The 17,613-nt window shown below is 47.9% G+C and carries 22 protein-coding genes and 1 riboswitch; of the genes, 4 read left to right on the top strand and 18 right to left on the bottom strand.

The window, feature by feature from the left end:
- Positions 1–382: 382 nt before the first annotated feature.
- On the top strand, positions 383–757 hold the full coding sequence (locus tag U719_RS06050; RefSeq protein ID WP_023467860.1) for a hypothetical protein: 375 nt from the start codon (positions 383–385) through the stop codon (positions 755–757).
- Between the two features lie 121 nt (positions 758–878).
- On the opposite strand, the gene U719_RS06045 is transcribed toward U719_RS06050, so the two are convergent.
- From U719_RS06045 to U719_RS06010, 8 genes are all read right to left on the bottom strand, one after another.
- A complete protein-coding gene (locus tag U719_RS06045; protein ID WP_023467859.1) occupies positions 879–1,235 on the bottom strand; it encodes a hypothetical protein in 357 nt (118 codons plus the stop codon).
- A 121-nt stretch (positions 1,236–1,356) separates the two neighbouring features.
- Positions 1,357–2,364 (bottom strand): ThiF family adenylyltransferase, encoded by a 1,008-nt coding sequence (locus U719_RS06040; protein WP_023467858.1) that lies wholly within the window; start codon positions 2,362–2,364, stop codon positions 1,357–1,359.
- Positions 2,361–3,125, bottom strand: coding sequence for a thiazole synthase (locus U719_RS06035; RefSeq protein WP_023467857.1), 765 nt, complete (start codon positions 3,123–3,125; stop codon positions 2,361–2,363). Before U719_RS06035 ends, U719_RS06040 begins: the two co-directional genes overlap by 4 nt.
- A 2-nt stretch (positions 3,126–3,127) precedes the next feature.
- Positions 3,128–3,328: a sulfur carrier protein ThiS gene (gene thiS, locus U719_RS06030; protein ID WP_023467856.1), complete on the bottom strand. Its 201-nt coding sequence runs from the start codon at positions 3,326–3,328 to the stop codon at positions 3,128–3,130.
- Positions 3,325–4,269: an FAD-dependent oxidoreductase gene (locus U719_RS06025; protein ID WP_023467855.1), complete on the bottom strand. Its 945-nt coding sequence runs from the start codon at positions 4,267–4,269 to the stop codon at positions 3,325–3,327. The genes thiS and U719_RS06025 overlap by 4 nt, the downstream gene beginning before the upstream one ends.
- Complete coding sequence (locus U719_RS06020) at positions 4,266–4,859, bottom strand: thiamine phosphate synthase (RefSeq protein WP_023467854.1); 594 nt, start codon at positions 4,857–4,859, stop codon at positions 4,266–4,268. The genes U719_RS06025 and U719_RS06020 overlap by 4 nt, the downstream gene beginning before the upstream one ends.
- 82 nt (positions 4,860–4,941) lie before the next feature.
- Positions 4,942–5,044, bottom strand: a riboswitch (TPP riboswitch).
- A 56-nt stretch (positions 5,045–5,100) separates the two neighbouring features.
- The gene (nagZ, locus tag U719_RS06015) at positions 5,101–6,321 is read right to left on the bottom strand and encodes a beta-N-acetylhexosaminidase (RefSeq protein WP_035398024.1); all 1,221 of its coding nucleotides are present in this window, start codon (positions 6,319–6,321) and stop codon (positions 5,101–5,103) included.
- The gene (locus tag U719_RS06010; RefSeq protein WP_023467853.1) at positions 6,318–6,743 is read right to left on the bottom strand and encodes an OsmC family protein; all 426 of its coding nucleotides are present in this window, start codon (positions 6,741–6,743) and stop codon (positions 6,318–6,320) included. The genes nagZ and U719_RS06010 overlap by 4 nt, the downstream gene beginning before the upstream one ends.
- Before the next feature lie 190 nt (positions 6,744–6,933).
- Between U719_RS06010 and U719_RS06005 the strand changes: the two genes are divergently transcribed.
- Together U719_RS06005 and U719_RS06000 are read left to right on the top strand one after the other, a co-directional pair.
- Complete coding sequence (locus U719_RS06005; protein ID WP_023467852.1) at positions 6,934–8,118, top strand: MFS transporter; 1,185 nt, start codon at positions 6,934–6,936, stop codon at positions 8,116–8,118.
- A gap of 127 nt (positions 8,119–8,245) precedes the next feature.
- On the top strand, positions 8,246–8,734 hold the full coding sequence (locus U719_RS06000) for a DoxX family protein (RefSeq protein WP_023467851.1): 489 nt from the start codon (positions 8,246–8,248) through the stop codon (positions 8,732–8,734).
- A gap of 27 nt (positions 8,735–8,761) precedes the next feature.
- On the opposite strand, the gene U719_RS05995 is transcribed toward U719_RS06000, so the two are convergent.
- The 8 genes from U719_RS05995 to U719_RS05960 form a co-directional block, all read right to left on the bottom strand.
- Positions 8,762–9,055, bottom strand: coding sequence for a hypothetical protein (locus tag U719_RS05995; protein ID WP_023467850.1), 294 nt, complete (start codon positions 9,053–9,055; stop codon positions 8,762–8,764).
- A 78-nt stretch (positions 9,056–9,133) separates the two neighbouring features.
- On the bottom strand, positions 9,134–10,156 hold the full coding sequence (locus tag U719_RS05990; protein WP_158408685.1) for a hypothetical protein: 1,023 nt from the start codon (positions 10,154–10,156) through the stop codon (positions 9,134–9,136).
- Positions 10,157–10,211: 55 nt separating this feature from the next.
- Positions 10,212–11,027, bottom strand: a complete 816-nt coding sequence (locus tag U719_RS05985; RefSeq protein ID WP_023467848.1) for a hypothetical protein — start codon at positions 11,025–11,027, stop codon at positions 10,212–10,214.
- Entirely contained in the window at positions 11,024–11,701 is a 678-nt protein-coding gene (locus U719_RS05980; protein WP_023467847.1) for an ABC transporter ATP-binding protein, read from the bottom strand. The genes U719_RS05985 and U719_RS05980 overlap by 4 nt, the downstream gene beginning before the upstream one ends.
- Positions 11,694–12,074 carry a GntR family transcriptional regulator gene (locus tag U719_RS05975; RefSeq protein WP_023467846.1) on the bottom strand — a complete coding sequence of 127 codons (381 nt, stop codon included), beginning with the start codon at positions 12,072–12,074 and terminating at the stop codon, positions 11,694–11,696. The genes U719_RS05980 and U719_RS05975 overlap by 8 nt, the downstream gene beginning before the upstream one ends.
- 152 nt (positions 12,075–12,226) lie before the next feature.
- Complete coding sequence (locus U719_RS05970) at positions 12,227–12,415, bottom strand: hypothetical protein (RefSeq protein WP_023467845.1); 189 nt, start codon at positions 12,413–12,415, stop codon at positions 12,227–12,229.
- 13 nt (positions 12,416–12,428) lie between these two features.
- On the bottom strand, positions 12,429–13,304 hold the full coding sequence (locus tag U719_RS05965) for an SDR family oxidoreductase (protein ID WP_023467844.1): 876 nt from the start codon (positions 13,302–13,304) through the stop codon (positions 12,429–12,431).
- An 88-nt stretch (positions 13,305–13,392) separates the two neighbouring features.
- Positions 13,393–13,854 carry an NUDIX hydrolase gene (locus U719_RS05960; RefSeq protein WP_023467843.1) on the bottom strand — a complete coding sequence of 154 codons (462 nt, stop codon included), beginning with the start codon at positions 13,852–13,854 and terminating at the stop codon, positions 13,393–13,395.
- A 326-nt stretch (positions 13,855–14,180) separates the two neighbouring features.
- Here U719_RS05960 and U719_RS05955 point away from each other — a divergent pair, with 326 nt between their 5' ends.
- Positions 14,181–14,918 carry a peptidoglycan DD-metalloendopeptidase family protein gene (locus tag U719_RS05955; RefSeq protein ID WP_023467842.1) on the top strand — a complete coding sequence of 246 codons (738 nt, stop codon included), beginning with the start codon at positions 14,181–14,183 and terminating at the stop codon, positions 14,916–14,918.
- A gap of 224 nt (positions 14,919–15,142) precedes the next feature.
- Here the strand turns inward: U719_RS05955 and U719_RS05950 are convergent, their stop codons facing one another.
- Both U719_RS05950 and U719_RS05945 read right to left on the bottom strand, forming a co-directional pair.
- Positions 15,143–16,291 (bottom strand): FAD/NAD(P)-binding protein, encoded by a 1,149-nt coding sequence (locus U719_RS05950; protein ID WP_023467841.1) that lies wholly within the window; start codon positions 16,289–16,291, stop codon positions 15,143–15,145.
- A gap of 147 nt (positions 16,292–16,438) precedes the next feature.
- Positions 16,439–17,551, bottom strand: a complete 1,113-nt coding sequence (locus U719_RS05945; RefSeq protein ID WP_023467840.1) for a glycerol dehydrogenase — start codon at positions 17,549–17,551, stop codon at positions 16,439–16,441.
- Positions 17,552–17,613: the final 62 nt, after the last annotated feature.

Genomic DNA, 17,613 nt, shown 5'->3' with positions numbered 1-17,613 from the left:
AAATATAGTAGCTTAAGTGTAGCATGCGAGCGTTCGTTCTGCGACGAACATCCGTTTGGAACACAAAAAGCAGGAGTCATCATATTTCTTAGCGACTCAACAATGAATTTGAAGAAATAAAAAGTATACTTTTTATTATTGAAGAGAAGCACTATGCGTTATCTTTCACCTGAATTTCTTAAATGATTTATACGATGCTCAAACAAATCTGACGAAATTTTGATGTTTTGAAAAACCTTACTTCCGGTCACTTCCAATATCCAATAAATGTATTTTGTGTTAAGCTATTGTCGTTATACCTCAAGTAATAATTGAATCATGTCAGGACTCTCGTAAACTTTAATCATTATGGATCATCCATTGAAATATGAGGAGGTAAAACGTGAAAAGACTTATACTGTTAGCTCTGTTATGTACTTTATTATCTGCCTGTAGCATCAACGAGTCTAAACTCAGTTTGAGTGAGTTACAGACAATACCTAACGATGTACAAATGAAAATTAATCCTGACTCTACTTTGCAATTGATTAACACGAAAGATGATGTCGCCTATATTGTCTATAACACAAAGAAAACAATTACTACTGATCTCGAATCAAAAGAAGATACAGTGAAAATAAAATTGGACGAATCTAACGATACTAGTAAGAAAATGAAACAACATGTCTTTAAATTAACATTAGATTCTAAGCATGAAATCATCGACGTCTATTTAAACGGTAAATCTGCTGTATTCGATAACGTAACCGGTTCATGATTTTTGATTTCATAAAAAAATGAACGCATATCACCCTCATTTTACTTGTAGATTAAGGGGGGATATACAAAAAAGCAGAAGGCGAATGCCTCCTGCTTTTTTCACTCTCGTGACGAATGTGTTATTTCGTCCGTTGTTTTCTAAAGCGTTGAACGGAACGAATCACAGAAACCGATCCGCCGATGATCGCACCGACGCCGACGACGATGCCTGTTTTAAATTTTTTGCCCGATTGTTCTGATTTATGCGTTGCTTGATTGTGTTCAAAAAGTTGTTGGAGGGGCGACGACGTCTCGACTTCGAGAATTTTCGATGCATCCTGATGCACGTCTTCTCTACGTTCGACACTACAAGGTGACAGATAGAATGGGTTCAAGTTCGTCCGGTACCGATCCGGATTCCAGTTGGCTTGCTGAACAACTGCTTGGGCGTCTTCCGTCTGTGCTTGATCCTTGATTGGATCGAATTCTTGTTTCATCTGAATCACTCCTCTTCACGTTCAAAACCTGTAGACCGATTTACGTCTGAAGTCTTATTTACCTGTTTTTCAAACATTTAAAACATATATATTTAAAATTAGTTTTAATGTTTTGTGAACGTTAGCCGAAATAGGCATGATAGAGCCGCTTCGCTTTAACGAGATCCGCCTCGCCATGAATCAGAACGCGTCCATCTCGGAAAGCGACCATCCGATGTTCGTCCGTCGTAAACGCCAGCAAATATGGATTATGGGCGGAAATCGCAGCGACCGGCTGGAGACGTTGTTTCAACTGTTCCAGATCCCGCTGTCCGTCTCCGCGGATTTGAACGGCATCGCGACCGCACAGTGCCGTGAAATGAACCGTTTGATCCGATAAGTAAGGATAGGACGGTTCGATGCCGCACGACGGGCACTCCGTTTGCTTCAGTGACTGGACATTGATTTGTTGAAACGTATTCGACCAGACATCAAACGCAAGCAAGCGCGTCCGCATGGCGTCCGTCTTTCCGCTCAACCACTTCAATGCTTCTGTCACCTGCAAGGAAGCGACCATCTGTACAGCTGGTCCGATGATTCCCGCCGTATCACACGTCTCCTGATCACGCGGTAATTGATCGAGTAGACAATGCAGACACGGCGTCTCCCCGGGACGGACGGTAAACGTGATCCCATAACTGCCGACGCAGCCACCATAAATCCACGGAATCGAACGCATCAACGCCATGTCGTTCATCAGCAAACGAATATCGAAATTGTCCGTCGCGTCGATGATCAGATCGATATCATCGAGAAGCCACGTCAGCGCTGCCCGGTCGACGTCTACTACATGCGCTTCGATCGTCACCGTCGAATTAATCGCTTCAAGCCGTGCTTTTGCGGCAATCGCTTTTGGTACGATATGACGCGCATCCTCCTCGGTATAAAGCTGTTGTCGTTGTAGATTACTCCACTCGACATAATCACGGTCGACGATTCGGACGACACCGACACCGGCGCGGACGAGTTGTTCTGCCGACGCCGTTCCGAGTGCTCCCATGCCGATGATCAGTACCCTTGCTGATGCCAAGCGTACTTGTCCCGCTTCCCCGATCGGTTGAAATCGAGTTTGCCGTGAGTAACGGTTCATCGAATCAATCCACTCGTTGGACTACTCGCGACCGCATACTGTTTCTTCTCGATACGTCCCGCTTCGTGCCCGAGGCGCCCTGCTTCGACAGCTAGTCGCATGGCGTGCGCCATCTTGACTGGATCTTGAGCATGGGCGACAGCGGAGTTCAATAAGACACCGTCCGCACCTAGTTCCATCGCATAGGCGACGTCGGTCGGTGAACCGATTCCGGCGTCGACGATGACCGGGACTGTCGTCTGCTCGATGATGAATTGCAAATGGAGCGGATTGAGGATCCCTTGCCCGGAGCCGATTGGTGACGCCGCCGGCATGATGGCGTGACAACCGAGTTCTTCGAGTCGTCGTGCAAGGACGACATCGTCCGACGTATACGGTAAGACGATGAAGCCTTCTTTGAGTAATTCTTCAGAAGCCCGTAACGTCTCGATCGGATCAGGTAGTAACGTCTTATCGCAACCAATCACTTCGACCTTGACCATGTCACACATACCGGATGCCCGCGCAAGCTTCGCTAACCGAACAGCTTCCTCCGCCGTCTTCGCACCAGCCGTGTTTGGAAGTAGATCGTACTTCTCTAAATCAAGCGACTCCAAGAAATTCGCTTGTTGTTTGTCGAAGATATCGAGCCGACGGACGGCAAATGTCAAAATTTGTGAAGCAGACGCATCGATTGCTTTCTGCTGTACCGTAGCATCCGTATATTTCCCTGTTCCGAGCAATAACCGTGATTCAAATGTCTTTTCTCCAATTTTCAGCATGTTTATCCTCCTCCTACGAAATGAACGATTTCAAATGTGTCATTGTCCCGAACGACTGTCTGACCGTACGCCATGCGATCGATGATTTGTCGATTCTGTTCGACGATGACGAGCTTTTCCCCTAAGCCGAGTTGCGTGAGCATGTCCTCGATCGTTTTAATCTGTTCGATCGTGTGGTCATTGCCGTTAATCGTAATGTTCATCGGACTTCCTCCTTCTGAATCAATCGTAATGTATTTACCAAGACTTCCGCTGTCGCTGGTGCGAGTAATATGCCATGCCGATGATGCCCTGTCGCTAGGAAGATCCGACGGGATGAATCGGTGACTCCGATATATGGCAAGCCGGACACCGTTTGCGGTCGTACACCGGACCAGACTTCTTCGATGACCGCGTCACGAATCGGTGGATACAGTCGTTCTGCTGCTTGAAGCAGTGACATGATCCCAGCGACACTGACGCCGACCGTCTCGTCGTGCGGCAGTTCGGTCGCACCGATCAAAATCCGTCCGTCAGCTTTTGGCACGAGGTAGACGGCTTCATCAAACAGAATCGAGCGTAACGGCTGACCCGCGAGACGGACGGCGAGACACTCCCCTTTGACCCCATATGTCGCGATCGAATTTCCGACTGTATCGAGTAAGGCTTGCGACCCGCGTCCGGCAGCGACCGTCACTGTTCGTCCGGTCCACGTTCCTGCGTTCGATTCGATCCTGATGAAGTCATCGTTCTCTTCGATGCGTGTGACATCTACCTGTTCTTCAATCGATATGCCACGTGCGTGTAAGGCATACATCAATGCAGTCGTCAGTCGTCGTGGATCGATTTGACCGACAGCTGGAAACAGATGCTCGCGTCCTTTACGTTTTAACAAAAACGGTTGTTCCCGGTACCCACAATCGATGCCTGTCTCTCGCTCGAGTCGACGTGCAAGCAACGGATACAGACGACGACTACGTGCGGCAAGTGCATGCAATTCCGCCCTCAGCTCGATGTCCGTCGCGAGCATCCCGGCAGCTGCGCGGCTCGTTCCTCGTCCGCATGTTCCACGTTCTAAGACGACGACGGATTCATTCTGACAGGCGAGACCATAAGCAAGCGTCAACCCGATGACTCCACCGCCGATGATGATGTGATTCGTCATACGCGAACCCCCTGATAACGCTTGACGGCGGCGAGTGGATCCGATTGACCGAGAATACCCGATAAGACGGCGATTCCGGTTGCCCCGGTCGCTGCGATTTCAGGCATGCATTCTGGTGTAATCCCACCGATCGCAATGACTGGTTTCGTCGTGAAGGTGACGACTTGCTTTAATGCGTCGATCCCTCGGGGTGGTAGGTCCGGCTTCGACGCTGTCGGATAAATATGACCGTACAGCAGTCGGTCGGCTCCTTCCGCTTCTGCTGCCAGTGCCTCTGCTAGTGAATGGACCGATTTCCCGATGACGAGATTCGGAAAATGACGTCGCACATCGCGGACACGCAAGGAACGGCGCGTCAGCTGCACACCGATGCCGGCGACATGGGCGACGTCGACCCGGTCATGAACCGTTAACTGTTCAGGCGAATAACCATGCCCAAGGAGTGCTTCAATCAGATCAAGTAATTCTGCCGCCGATAAGTTCGGTTCACGTAGATGCAGCTGATCCGTATAGGGTTGAAGTGATTGAAAGGTCTTTATTTCGTCAAGCGGATGAATGGATCCCGTCGAAATCAGATGTAAACGCATCATGTTCTTCCTTTCCATACGAAAAAGGACCACTCCCGATGTTGAAGGGAGTGGTCCGAAAATGCGCTGAAGCGCTAAGGATATCTAGGGTTTCGAGCCACTTCCCTCCGCTAGTACGAACTAGATCAGGTTCAAAGGGTCCGGATACTTCCGTCTCAGTCTGCTGGGAGACTCCCCTAGTGTCTTTTCGTGTTTAATTGGCTTGCCCCATTAGTCTAGCATGAGTCGCTTTGCTTCGCTAGTCCTAGTTGAGCGCTTCCACTTGCTGAATCAGCTCCGATTTCGTCGGTCGCTGTTGCTCTTGGCTGTCGGCATACGTCTGCTTTAGCTTCAGGATGCGCATTACTTTAGCATCGAGCATCTCCGGCGTCAGCGTTTGGTCTTTGACGGCTTGCATCACTTCAGCATGAACTTTTGCGTAAGCACCTGCCTCTGAAAACATCGCCATATCAGCTCCATTGACGAGCGACTGACGTGCCGCTTCTGCGAGACCATATCGTTTCGTGATCGCTCCCATGACGAGATCATCCGTGATGATGACACCGTTGAATCCGAGTTGCTGACGCAAGAGGTCAGTCAAGATCGGCTTTGAGAGCGAGGATGGATTCGTATCGTCATACGCGGGATAGAGAATATGGGCAACCATCACCATCTCGGCGCCCTCTTGAATCGCTTCTTTAAACGGTAACAGTTCCGTCTGCTTCAGTTCTTCCTTTGATGCCGTCACTTTCGGTAGCCCGACATGGGAATCGACACTCGTATTGCCGTGACCGGGAAAATGTTTGACGACCGGAATCGTTCCCGTCTCCTGCATCCCGTGCATCAGGGCCGTACCAAGCGTCGCGACGGTCTTCGGATCAGCACTGAACGCACGGTCGCCGATGATCGGATTGTTCGGATTACTGTTGACGTCTAGGACCGGTGCGAAGTCCATGTTGAAGCCATAAAATCGTGACAAATGTCCGAGCGTACGTCCGACATCTTCCATTTTCGCATCATCTGCTCCTTGCGCCATCCGTTGACTCGTCGGTAGACGTAATCGTTGATCCGGTACCCGGCTGACCCGTCCGCCTTCTTCATCGATCCCAACAAACGCATACGGTTTTTGATTCGTCTCTTGAATCGCACGTGTGAACGTCAAGAGTTGTTCTTCTGACGTGATGTTTCCGCCGAGCAATAAGACCCCGCCAATCGCATGCGTCTGTAACAATTTCCGGTCAGCTGCTGAAAGTTCCGTGCCGGCGACTCCGATATAGAGCAGTTGATCGATTTTTTCTGACGTCGACATCGCTTTTAATTGTTGCTTTAGTTTTGCTTGTTGTCGTTCTTCTTTCGTCGGCTCAGGCTTCGGTTTCTTTTCTTCTGTCGGTTGTTTCGATTCCGGTTGTGATGATTTCGTTGGTTCCGTCGTCTCCTGCGCACACCCTGCAAGCAACAGGCAACCGATCAGTACGACTTTCTTCACAAAGGATCCTCGCTCCGGACACCATTGATCGAATAATAGACGGAAATCTCAGCGTTCAGGGATTGCGAGACCGAACAATATTTATCCTTTGATAACGAGATGGCGCGACGGACCTTATCTTCCGGGAGATCTCCTTCGAGCCGGTAATGAATCGAGATCGACGTAAAACGCCGCGGATGGTCCTCTGCCCGTTCTCCTTCGATATCCATTTCGAAATGGGTGATCGTCAAGCGCATCTTCTCTAAGATCGAAACGATATCAATTCCGGTACAGCCGGCAACGGCATGTAGCAGTAGCTCAGTCGGTCGCGGCGCTTGATTTTCACCCCCGTTTTCGGGTGCTGCATCCATCGCCAGGTGATGCCCTGATTCCGTCTGTCCACTAAACCCCATCTGTTTGTTCCATGTCACTGTCGCTTGCATCGTTTCCACTCCTTTATAAGTAGTCTTCTTCTGTAGTATACGCAAAAAACAGTACGCCTGGAAATTCACACGCTATTTCGAATAATGGTTCTTTTCCCGAAATCTCGCTTTGCGATACCCGACGAAATCGTTTCATGCTATCCTGTTACTCATAGTTTCGCGCGCAAGCGCTAGAATTGAGGAATTATCCATGTCACCTACTACTCGTTTAAGTCGACGCGATTGGCTCTTGATCGCCACGTTGTCGCTCCTGACGTTCGTACTCGGAACAAGCGAATTCGTCATCGTCGGGATCCTCGCTGAAATCTCCTCAGCCCTTGATATCACGATCGCAACAGCCGGTACGCTCGTCTCAGCCTTTGCCATCTCCTTTGCAATCGGTACACCGATCGTCATGTCGCTGACCGGTCATCTGGAACGGCGTCGCCTGATCCTACGTCTCTTACTCGCCTGGGTCTTACTGAACCTTGCCAGTAGTTTTGCTCCAAGTTACGAAGTGTTGCTCGCAACCCGCATTCTGACAGCCATCTTGACTGGTGTCTTGATCTCACTCGCGATGGTCGTCGCAAGTGACGGTGTGCCTGTCGCCAAACGCGGTGTCGCCGTCTCGTTCATTTTCGGTGGTTTTACACTCGCGAACGTTCTCGGTGTCCCCATTGGAACGTTCATCGGGCAACATGCTGGCTTTGAAGCCACGTTCTGGCTAACGACAGTCATGGGAATGATTGCGTTCCTCGCAGTATGGAAGATCGTTCCGGTCCAGCAATCGACGGGTTCCGGTTCTATTAAGGAACAGCTTGGATTGCTCGCCAACCCACGGATCCTGATCGCCTTCTTTATTCCATCGTTCGGATTCGGGGCAACTTACGTCGTCTACACATATCTCGTGCCGATTCTGCAAACAGAACTCGGGATTGCGAAAACGTGGATCAGTCCGATCTTGCTCGCTTACGGCGTCGTCTCAATCTTTAGTAACATCCTTGCCGGCAAGATTGCTAGCAAAAATCCGATGGGACGCTTACGGTTCGTCTTCGTCGTGCAAGCAGTCGTTCTTGCTGCATTATACTTCACGACAGCATCCCTTCCGCTTGGTCTGTTCAACATCGCCTTGATGTCGTTGATGTCGATTCTACTGACGACTTCGACACAAATCTATTTGATTGACCTCGCTGAAAAGTTCAACCCGGAAGCAAAAGGACTCGCCGCTTCATTGATGCCGGTTGCGAGTAACGTCGGGATTGCTTTTGGTTCGGCACTCGGTGGCATCGTCTATGCGAACGGTCCGATGATGAACACGGCACTCGTCGGTGGACTGGTCGCGCTCGTTGCTGCTTTATTAACTGCAATCAGTCATCGCCTCGATCAACGCTCATGAAACCGTTACCTTGTCCTTTTTTGTAACAGGTCGATGACGGTTCGATGACGTTATGATGATAGTCCCCATCTCGCTGATGATTTTTCAGTATGATGGGGACTATGTTGTAGTAGAGGAGTGTCTGAAAGTGAAAGCATTACACATCATCGGTCTCGGTCTGTTGACAATCATCCGACTCTGGCTCGGAATCCAGTGGTTCATCGCTGGAATCGGTAAGTACATTAATGGCTTTGATGCAAAACCGTTTCTCGAAGGAGCGCTCGCGAAGTCAACGGGCGAAGACGCACTCGTCAGTTCCTGGTACGCGACGTGGATTGAGCAACTCGCCTTACCGAACGTCGGGCTGATCAACGCCTTGATTCCGTTCGCGGAACTCGTCGTCGGAATCCTGTTGATTCTTAGTCTGTTGACGGTTCCTGCAATGGTCGTCGGAAGCATCATGAATCTCAATTACTTACTCGCTGGGACGATTGCGTTGAATCCAGTATTCTTAGCAGCATCAATCGCCTTACTGGCTGCAGGACGCTTTGCGTATCAAATCGGTATCGATTACTGGATCATCCGCTGGTATCGCTCGTCGCAGCAACCGCATCCCCTTGACCGGATTCCAGTCTAACAAAAAAACTCTCCCGCACGGGGAGAGTTATTTTTTTTGTTGCTCAAGAATCGTCTGTTGTGTCGGGGTCCCGCCGACTGAGACCGTACGCTCGAGGAATAGGTATGGTTTACCATCAACTTCAAAGCGACGGTCACCGAGATAACGTGCCGAATGCCCATCCGTTGCGAGTTTTTGTTCGATTGCTGCGACATGTTCGTCGAGTGAATAAAACCGATCGTCGAACGTCATCGTGATGTTTTTCTTACGATACCCGAGTAAGAAATTGTAGTAGAACCAATACATAGCACCTGCGAAGACAACAAAAATCAAGAATTGCATGTGAGTTCCCCCTTTGTATAGTCTTTATACGTCGAAAGAAAACGGGAGGTTTCAAATATTTTACTATTTTTTCGTAGTTCAGTTGATTGTCATCCCGTTGAGTTGAAGGTCACTCTTAGGCATGTCATATTTGATTGTCCCCTCGTATCGAACTTCTTCAGTCTGTGCATCTAAAACAAGGATAGATGTGCCATTTTTCTTTGTTTCGATGAAGGAATACACTAAATCGTTCTCAAGGATTGCCGATGTGTGTCGTTGCACTTCATTGGCATCTCGTTTAGGTAAATCATAACGATGCTGCGTGAATTGCTTTGTTCGTAAGTCAAACGTCGACCATTTGATTTTTGTTTCGGTCATGTTCTCTGTCATCCCTACGACGGTACCTTCGTCTATCACACGTGTATCCCACATGTCTTCAACTTCAAACAACTTTAATCGTGTCGTTTTTGAATTGTCTCTCAGATAAACTCTTGTCTTGGAATCGTCAGGCATCTGTCGATATAAGACACGATTCTGATAGATGGCGAGTACCTCATCGTCTTCTGTTAATTGAAATGGTAAATCCATAAGTTGGACTGTTTTTTTCTTTAAATCAATCACGTAGATATGATTTGTACCTGGTTTTTGTATAACATCGCCAATTCGTTTGACATATAACTTCTGTTTCGTTCGTTGAAATGGTTGATAGTAGATCCCTTTAGTCTTTGCCGGTTTTGGTAAAGAAACAATCTGCACCTTTTCCGTGCCACGTTTCCATGATTGTAGATCCCATGATCCATCTTCATTGACGTGTAATCCAAATACCTCTTTGTCTTGCTCATATCGTGATAATTCGATTTGGTTCATGAAATGCCGGAAACTACGCGGGGCATCCGTCACATCGGAGTAATCTCTAGCGAACTCAGACAAATAATTCGTTCGCTTTTTTTCAACTTCTCCTTTTAACGTAACTTCGTAATCTGTTTTATAACTTTCAGGATCATTGAATTCGAATTGAAGTTGTTTCACCAACGGATCATCTGAAGTTCCCTGTAACGTTTGGACCGTAAATGTGGGCTCATCTGTTGAAGAAGAGTACACGGCGTAGACTCCAAGTGTCAAAATACAAATGACTCCCAAACACAATATATATTTATAGGTTCGCATAGTATACTCCTTACACCGTAATTTTTCGTTGCAGTAATCGAAGACTTTTCCAGATCATGTACACGAAGTAACAGAGACTTAACCCAATCAGAAGAAACATCGCCTCTGTCTCCAGTAAGTAACGCGTCTCATCTAAAAGCGCTAATATACCAATCGTTAAAGCAACAGGAACAAAAATTTCAAGTCCAATTCTGATAATGGCTTTTCCTTTACGGAATGAACGTTCGATTAAAACCAACAAGAAAATAAAACTGACAATGAATAGTGAAATGGCGAGAATGATCCCTAAGTCGATCAGATTCATCGTATAAAAATCGTTCATCACGTTTCGGACTGGACTTAAGTCACTTTGATTTTGATATTCCGGCTGAATCAACCAATCAAACAGATAAAAACCTGATTGCAATACACACCACTGAATGCCAATAAAACTTACGATGATTAAAAAGACTGTCGTCAATTTTGAGAAGAAAATGCTTGCCCGATTTCCTGGAAGCATCAATAAACGATAAATATACTTTGTTTCTCCTAACCAATCTCGATACCAAATTTGAATCGCATAGATGACAACAATCGCCATTCCGATCAGAGTCACATAACTAAAGAAAGAGGACGCCTCAGAGTATCCAAGTGTATCAATTTGTTTAAGTGCTTCTGCGACGGAAACTCGATTAAGTTCCATGAAATTCTCGACTTTCCGTGCGTGATACATGACTTGCGCAACGACCGACACCAGCTCAATTGCTACCATTGAAAGCACGACAATCACATAAAGCTTAAAACTCCGCTTAATCTCTTCATTCGTCAATTGTATGTATTGTTTCATCGCTGATAGACCTCCCGCATCCGGTCCTGGACCGATTTCCCGTACAGTTCTCGCATCTCTTCCGTCTCATGTTCATCGATGATTCGACCGTCCTGTAAGAAGACGACCCGGTCGATCAAGTGCTCGATTTCCTGAATTTCGTGTGTCGTCATCAGGATACCGCGTCCTTCCATGAAGTGACTCGAGAATAGTCCTGCGATCTGTTCTTTCGTAAACAGATCGATCCCAGCGAATGGTTCGTCGAGTAGTAAGTAAGGACGATCGAGCGCAAAACCAAGAATCAAGCTGACCTTCGCCTGGTTTCCTTTTGATAAGTCCGTAATTTTATCTGTCGATAACAGCTGGAAGATCCGCATCAGTTCATCCGCTGTCGCCTGGTTCCAGTCGGAGTAATAATCCGCCATATACGTCAGCGCATCACCGACCGTCATGTAGCCGGGCATCGTTTGGATATCCGGAACGAAGGCGATCTTGTTTCGATTGACATCGCCATCGACGAGAACTGTTCCCGCGTTGACTGGGACGAGACCTGCGATTGCCTTCAGGATCGTCGATTTTCCTTCACCGTTCAAACCGATCAGACACGTCAGTTGATCCATCGGAACCGAGAACGATACTCCTTGAAGAACCGGTTTTTTCCCGTACTTCTTTTGTAAGCCATGGACTTCAAGCATCGATCTTCCTCCGTTCCGTTTCCTGATAGACCGTCTCGACCTTCGAGACGACCTCATCGAGTGGGATTTGAATTGCCTTGACGGCATCGATGAATTCAGAGACGGCTTCTTCCAGCATCTCGGCACGTACTTTTTGGACGACTTGTGGATCACGTGTAATCTTACTCGGGACATTCCGTTCTGTTGTAATCAATTGCTGCTCCTCCATCTCTTTGTATGCTTTTTGTGCGGTATTCGGATTGATTCCGAGCTGTGCGGCGATTTCGCGGCGGGACGGGATTTCTTGCCCGCTTTGCAATTCCTCGGTCGCGATTCGTTGTTTGAACCAACGGACGACCTGCAGGTACACCGGGCTTCTTTGGTCGAACTGCATCGGTAGACCTCCCTTTCCTGTATAATGTATTAAAACAATAATACACTTCTCTTCTGTATCATACTCACCATACAGTTTGACTGTCAAGATAGTTTGTCTTCTTTATCACGAAAAAACCACCATCCGATTTTGGATGGTGGTCACTTCACTCGTTAATAGGGATTCGGATCTTCCTGCGGTGTATCCGGAATCTCGGTTGGTTCTGGGAACGTATCCGGTTCCGGCTGACGGACTGGGTCCTCCTGTGGCGTATCTGGCACCTCACTCGGTGGTGTCTGCGGGACCTCGTCCGGTTGATGATCCGGTTCGCGTTCTGGCACTTCATTCGGATTTTTCTTCATCTTGATCTCCCCCTTAAGACGTAATGTAATCGCCGCCGTTGATATGAATCGTCTGACCTGTGACGTAACTTGAATCGCGGGAGGCGAGATACACATAGGCCGCTGCATTCTCAGACGGTTGACCCCGACGCTTCATTAACGTGTTTTCCCCGTGTGCCTCCACTTTTTCCTTCGTGAACGTCGCTGGAATGAGCGGTGTCCAAATCGGACCTGGTGCGACGGCATTGACCCGAATCCCTTGTTTAATCAAGCTTGATGCAAGTGAACGCGTCAGTGTCGCGATTGCTCCCTTCGTCGCCGAATAATCGATCAACGTTGGTGCACCGGCGTATGCTGTCACGGACGAGGTATTAATGATCGTGTCTTCTTTTTTTAGATGCGGCAATGCGGCTTGCGTCAGGTAGACAATCGAGAATACATTCGTCTCGAACGTTTCTCGGAGTTGATCCGGTGTGATGGCTAGAAAGTCATCTTGCGGGAATTGTTTCCCGGCATTATTAACGAGAATGTTCAATTGTCCAAACTCTGCGATGACGGTATCGATGATTGGTTGTGCGTGTTCCGGTCGACTAATATCTTTCGCGATCTTTAATGCTTTGACGCCGTATGATTCGATGGTTGCCACCGTTTTTTCAGCGTCTTTCCCCTCATTTAAGTAAACGATCGCGACGTTCGCCCCTTCTTTAGCGAAAGCGACGGCAACAGCACGCCCGATTCCACTATCCCCTCCGGTAATCAACGCGACTTTCCCTTTTAACTTACCTGAACCGACATAATCTGGATCATCGTAGATCGGCTCCGGTTTCATGATATATTCGATGCCCGGCTGTCGCTCTTGCGTCTGCCCTCGTGCTTCCTGATGTAACGCTTCGAACTGCTCTTCCCTCATGAACGTTTCACTCCCTCATCGATGACATAATGAATCATATGTTCAACGATTCCCTTGCGAAGTATATGTAAACGCTTTTCTAAAAAAGTCAGATGTCATTCGTCAACAGGGGCGGGAATATACTCGTTCGGAGCATATGCGTGAGTTCACTTGGATACAACGTATATTGATCTAACTTTTCGAACGGTACGAACCGATATGTCAATCCTTCACCTTCTGGTCCATAGAAGTCATCCGTTGAGAGCGGTAATGGTTCACGGCACGTCACTTCATAAAATAGTCCCAGTTCGTGAAATTGGTGCGCTGCATAATCAAAGAAATTTTCATGCAGGAAACGAAAGATTGGTGGTTCGATCGATTGTCCTAGTTCTTCAATTAGTTCACGTTCAATTGCTTTTGCACCACTCTCACCGAACTGGACGCGTCCTCCCGGTAATGACCAAAAATCATCTTCTCCTTGACGATGAATCAAAAGATGTCCATCTTGTATGAGCAACGCCACTGCGCGAATGTTAAGCTTTTTTTGATCTACTGTAAACGTTAAGTCCATTTTATTTCCTACTCTCTTCTTATTAGATTCCCATACTTTCTCATCATTTCCCACGATTCTATTTTGTCATCAAATTCATCTCGTTGTAACATAAATTCATCTTGATTTTAAAGGATTTTCGAATTGAACGAGCACTCAATATTACAACAAATGTTATTAGAATATATTTTAGCAATCGAATTGAAACACAACGGTCTGATAGTTGAATGCTATACTCTCGTTAGTCAAATGACCGCATCACTCACTTCAATACACACTAAACGCATCCACTTCTATAGATGTCATTCCGACGACAACACTAGATATTCAACTTAGGAGGAACATTCATGAAACGAACAATCACGACGTTAGCAATGAGCGCCCTCGTTGTTTCAGGTTTTGCAGCTACGGGTACAGGTAAAGTTGAAGCCTCTTCTGGCTCATCGTATAAAGTAAAGATTAAAGCAGACGGACTTCGCGTCCGGACTGGTCCATCGTTGAAACACCGCATCGTCGACGGCGTCAATGCGGGTCAAACATTCAAGTACCTCGGTCAGACAGGGAACTGGACGAAAATCATGCATAAAGGTGAAAAACGCTACGTCTATTCTGGTTACGTCAAGAAGTACAGTACTTCTAGCAAATCAGCGAAAAAAGCTTCGTTCTCTTCATCAACTGGATTCATGCGTCCGACAAGCGGACCAATCACGCAAGGCTACGGGAATGCTAGCGGTAAGTACGGCTACACGTTCCACAACGGAATTGACTTTGGAGCACCGACTGGAGCACCAGTTAAAGCAGCTGCTGCCGGAAAAGTCATCAAATCATCATATCAGGGAGCTTATGGTAACCATGTCATGGTCGAACATAAAGTGAACGGTATTTCGTACACAACAGTGTATGCTCACCTTAGCAAACGTTCTGTCTTTGTCGGTCAATCAATCCCGAAAGGCGCGAACATCGGAGCTGTCGGTAGCACTGGTAACTCATTCGGATCTCACCTGCACTTCGAGATCCACCGTGGAAACTACACCTACAGCGGTTCGTCTGCAGCAAGCAGTGTCAACCCACTCGCTTTCCTATAAATACGTTTAAGGTACTCCGTCCGGGGTACCTTTTTTGAATTCCATCTAATTTTACATTTTATCCAATTACACCCAAATGAGTCAACTTACTTTCATGATGATAGCAAGCGACTAGCGTTAAATCTTACTAGACTAATTCGTTGAATTGATAAGATTGTCTTTCTTTCATTAAAATCCCCGTAAACATGACTTCTCGTAATGTTTACGGGGATAGCGATATAGTGTTAGACGAGCATTTCTGTCTGTTTCGCTTCAATCGTCGAGGCGATCGCACGCGCTGCGGCTTGTCCTCCGTAAATCGAGCGAGCGAACGGACCAACCGTTAAGTCAGCGAGGCTACCTGTCGCAAATAGATTCTCTCCCCATTCAAAGGTTTCTTCATCTAGTAATGGTGTCCGGCAAGGAGATAATGGCAGCTTCAACTCTTGCTGGACGGCTTCAAGCCAAGATCCTTCAACGACCATCGGACGGATACCCGTTGCGCAAATAATCGATTCAGCGGTGAGAATACGACCATCCATCAGCTTTACTCCGCTTTCGACTTCCTGCTCGACTTCACCAATCACATGACTGATGATTCCTTCTCGAATCAGATGACGGACACGTTGAATCAAATCCTGTGTTGCCGTTCCCGGGCGACGCTCCTGTACGATCAGCGCTCGTTTCTCGCTAGCCGACAAGGACTTGAATGGTGTCAATCCTTTTGGTCCCATGAATTTTCGATCGGCATCGAATGCACTTTTTTCGAGCGGACGTCGTGAAAGAAGGGTCACCTGCCCGGGATAGCGCTCGGCACATTGAATCGTATGATGCAGAGCACTAATCCCACCTCCGATGATGACGACCGGTGGTGTATCGTGCTTCGATAAGAAAACGTGACGCGCCGATTTCGCCCATTCTGGCATGACGTGATGTTCCGATTGTCCGAGAGCGAGAACGACATGGTTTGTTCGTAACTCGCCTTCGTCTGTCGAGACAATCCACGTTCCGCTTTCTCGTCTTAGTCCTGTGACTTCCCCTTGGACCCAGCTCGCCTCCACTTCATTTTGCTGCGCCAATTGAAGGGCATGGTCGTTGAATAATTCCAAGGATGGCCGTCCGTATGTATCCTTGAAGGCTTGATGTGTATAATCCTGTTCTTCCGCATGATGCCTGAGACTCGTCGGATTCGTCGAAGTGTGGTGCACACGAGTTGAACGTAGGTAAGGTATGCCAATCCGTTCGGTTTGTTTCCGCCAGTTCATCAATGGTTGCCGATGACGGTCGATGATCCGTATCATCTCCCGATCGATTCCTTTTTCACGTAAGGCATTGAATACCGTCATTCCATGAATTCCTCCGCCAACAATCACCCATTCATATCGATCCGTCATCACAAAAACTCCTTTACCTTAATTAAATCGTAATCATTACGTTTTATAACGATAGCGTGTTTTTAAGAAGAATTCAAGCGTCATTCGACGAAAGCCCATAAAAAATCCGCTTCCTCTCGGTAGAGGAAGCGGATTTAAACGCATCAATCAGGAAGAAGCATGTTTCGCTAGATACGCTTTCGAATAGCGGTCAGCTGCGATGATCGCATCCGCGACTTCGTCCGCCGTGACGTTAAAACCGCTGTGGATCGTCTCGCCTTCAGCAGTCGCTGCCTCGCCGACCTTGACGATGTCTTCACGCGACGCATCTTTTAGCTTGACGTCTTCGAGCGTCACCGGTAAGCCAAGATCCGTGTAGAGCGCGATGTACCGCTCGATTTCTTCTTGTGGATGTTCTTCGAGCGCCAGTTGAACGAGTGTACCAAAGGCAACTTTCTCACCATGCGTTAAGTGGTGAATCTCACCGTCAAGTGCCGTGAACCCGTTATGGATCGCATGCGCTGCAGCTAATCCACCACTCTCGAAGCCGAGTCCACTTAAGAGCGTATTTGCCTCGACGACGGCTTCAAGTGCCGGCGTGACGACTTGCGCCTGAACGGATTCATACGCCAAGCGACCATGCTCGAACAAGACTTCCTCACACCGTTTGGCGATCGCTTGTGCCGCAATCGTCGGACGTCCCCCTGCCATCGTTTGTCCACCAAAAGCGACGACACTCCGGACCTCGACCCACGTCGCGAGCGCATCGGCGATTCCGGACGCGAAGAAACGGGCTGGTGCTTGGGCGATCAATTTCGTATCGACGAGAACGAGATCGGGATTCTTCTTATAGAAGCGATAACTTTCAAAAATCCCTTCGTCAGAATAGATGACCGAGAGGGCACTCGTCGGGGCATCGGTCGAAGCAAGCGTCGGAACGATGACGACGGACACGTTCAGCTCATCCGAGACGGCTTTTGCCGTATCGAGCGTCTTTCCGCCTCCCACACCCATGACGAACCGGACATCTGCCGCTTGTGCTTGCTCAGCGATTCGTTTCACTTCATGCCGTGAGGCTTCACCACTGAAGTCCGCTTTCTCGATGCCGACGTTTTCGCCGGACAACGAATGCTCAACACGTTCCTTGACGATTTTCCAGACGACATCATCCGCGATGACGAGCGCTTTTTCACCGAACGGGCTCACATATGTACCGAGCCGGTCAATGACATCCTTTCCTTGGACATACTTTGAGGGACTAATGAAGACACGTTCTGACATGTTTCAACATCCTTTCTGTAAGGGACACGATAGTCAATGACATACAGTAGAGGAATTGCCTT

It is taken from the genome of Exiguobacterium sp. MH3 (assembly GCF_000496635.1).
GTDB classification, from domain to species: Bacteria; Bacillota; Bacilli; order Exiguobacteriales; family Exiguobacteriaceae; genus Exiguobacterium_A; species Exiguobacterium_A indicum.
This window is presented reverse-complemented; position numbering and strand designations above follow the sequence as displayed.

Excerpts from the sequence above, each read along its gene's own strand:
- U719_RS06045 (WP_023467859.1), bottom strand. The coding sequence starts at position 1,235 with ATGAAACAAGAATTCGATCCAATCAAGGATCAAGCACAGACGGAAGAC.
- U719_RS06040 (WP_023467858.1), bottom strand. The coding sequence starts at position 2,364 with ATGAACCGTTACTCACGGCAAACTCGATTTCAACCGATCGGGGAAGCG.
- U719_RS06035 (WP_023467857.1), bottom strand. The coding sequence starts at position 3,125 with ATGCTGAAAATTGGAGAAAAGACATTTGAATCACGGTTATTGCTCGGA.
- thiS (WP_023467856.1), bottom strand. The coding sequence starts at position 3,328 with ATGAACATTACGATTAACGGCAATGACCACACGATCGAACAGATTAAA.
- U719_RS06025 (WP_023467855.1), bottom strand. The coding sequence starts at position 4,269 with ATGACGAATCACATCATCATCGGCGGTGGAGTCATCGGGTTGACGCTT.
- U719_RS06020 (WP_023467854.1), bottom strand. The coding sequence starts at position 4,859 with ATGATGCGTTTACATCTGATTTCGACGGGATCCATTCATCCGCTTGAC.
- U719_RS06010 (WP_023467853.1), bottom strand. The coding sequence starts at position 6,743 with ATGCAAGCGACAGTGACATGGAACAAACAGATGGGGTTTAGTGGACAG.
- U719_RS06005 (WP_023467852.1), top strand. The coding sequence starts at position 6,934 with ATGTCACCTACTACTCGTTTAAGTCGACGCGATTGGCTCTTGATCGCC.
- U719_RS05995 (WP_023467850.1), bottom strand. The coding sequence starts at position 9,055 with ATGCAATTCTTGATTTTTGTTGTCTTCGCAGGTGCTATGTATTGGTTC.
- U719_RS05985 (WP_023467848.1), bottom strand. The coding sequence starts at position 11,027 with ATGAAACAATACATACAATTGACGAATGAAGAGATTAAGCGGAGTTTT.
- U719_RS05980 (WP_023467847.1), bottom strand. The coding sequence starts at position 11,701 with ATGCTTGAAGTCCATGGCTTACAAAAGAAGTACGGGAAAAAACCGGTT.
- U719_RS05975 (WP_023467846.1), bottom strand. The coding sequence starts at position 12,074 with ATGCAGTTCGACCAAAGAAGCCCGGTGTACCTGCAGGTCGTCCGTTGG.
- U719_RS05970 (WP_023467845.1), bottom strand. The coding sequence starts at position 12,415 with ATGAAGAAAAATCCGAATGAAGTGCCAGAACGCGAACCGGATCATCAA.
- U719_RS05965 (WP_023467844.1), bottom strand. The coding sequence starts at position 13,304 with ATGAGGGAAGAGCAGTTCGAAGCGTTACATCAGGAAGCACGAGGGCAG.
- U719_RS05960 (WP_023467843.1), bottom strand. The coding sequence starts at position 13,854 with ATGGACTTAACGTTTACAGTAGATCAAAAAAAGCTTAACATTCGCGCA.
- U719_RS05955 (WP_023467842.1), top strand. The coding sequence starts at position 14,181 with ATGAAACGAACAATCACGACGTTAGCAATGAGCGCCCTCGTTGTTTCA.
- U719_RS05950 (WP_023467841.1), bottom strand. The coding sequence starts at position 16,291 with ATGACGGATCGATATGAATGGGTGATTGTTGGCGGAGGAATTCATGGA.
- U719_RS05945 (WP_023467840.1), bottom strand. The coding sequence starts at position 17,551 with ATGTCAGAACGTGTCTTCATTAGTCCCTCAAAGTATGTCCAAGGAAAG.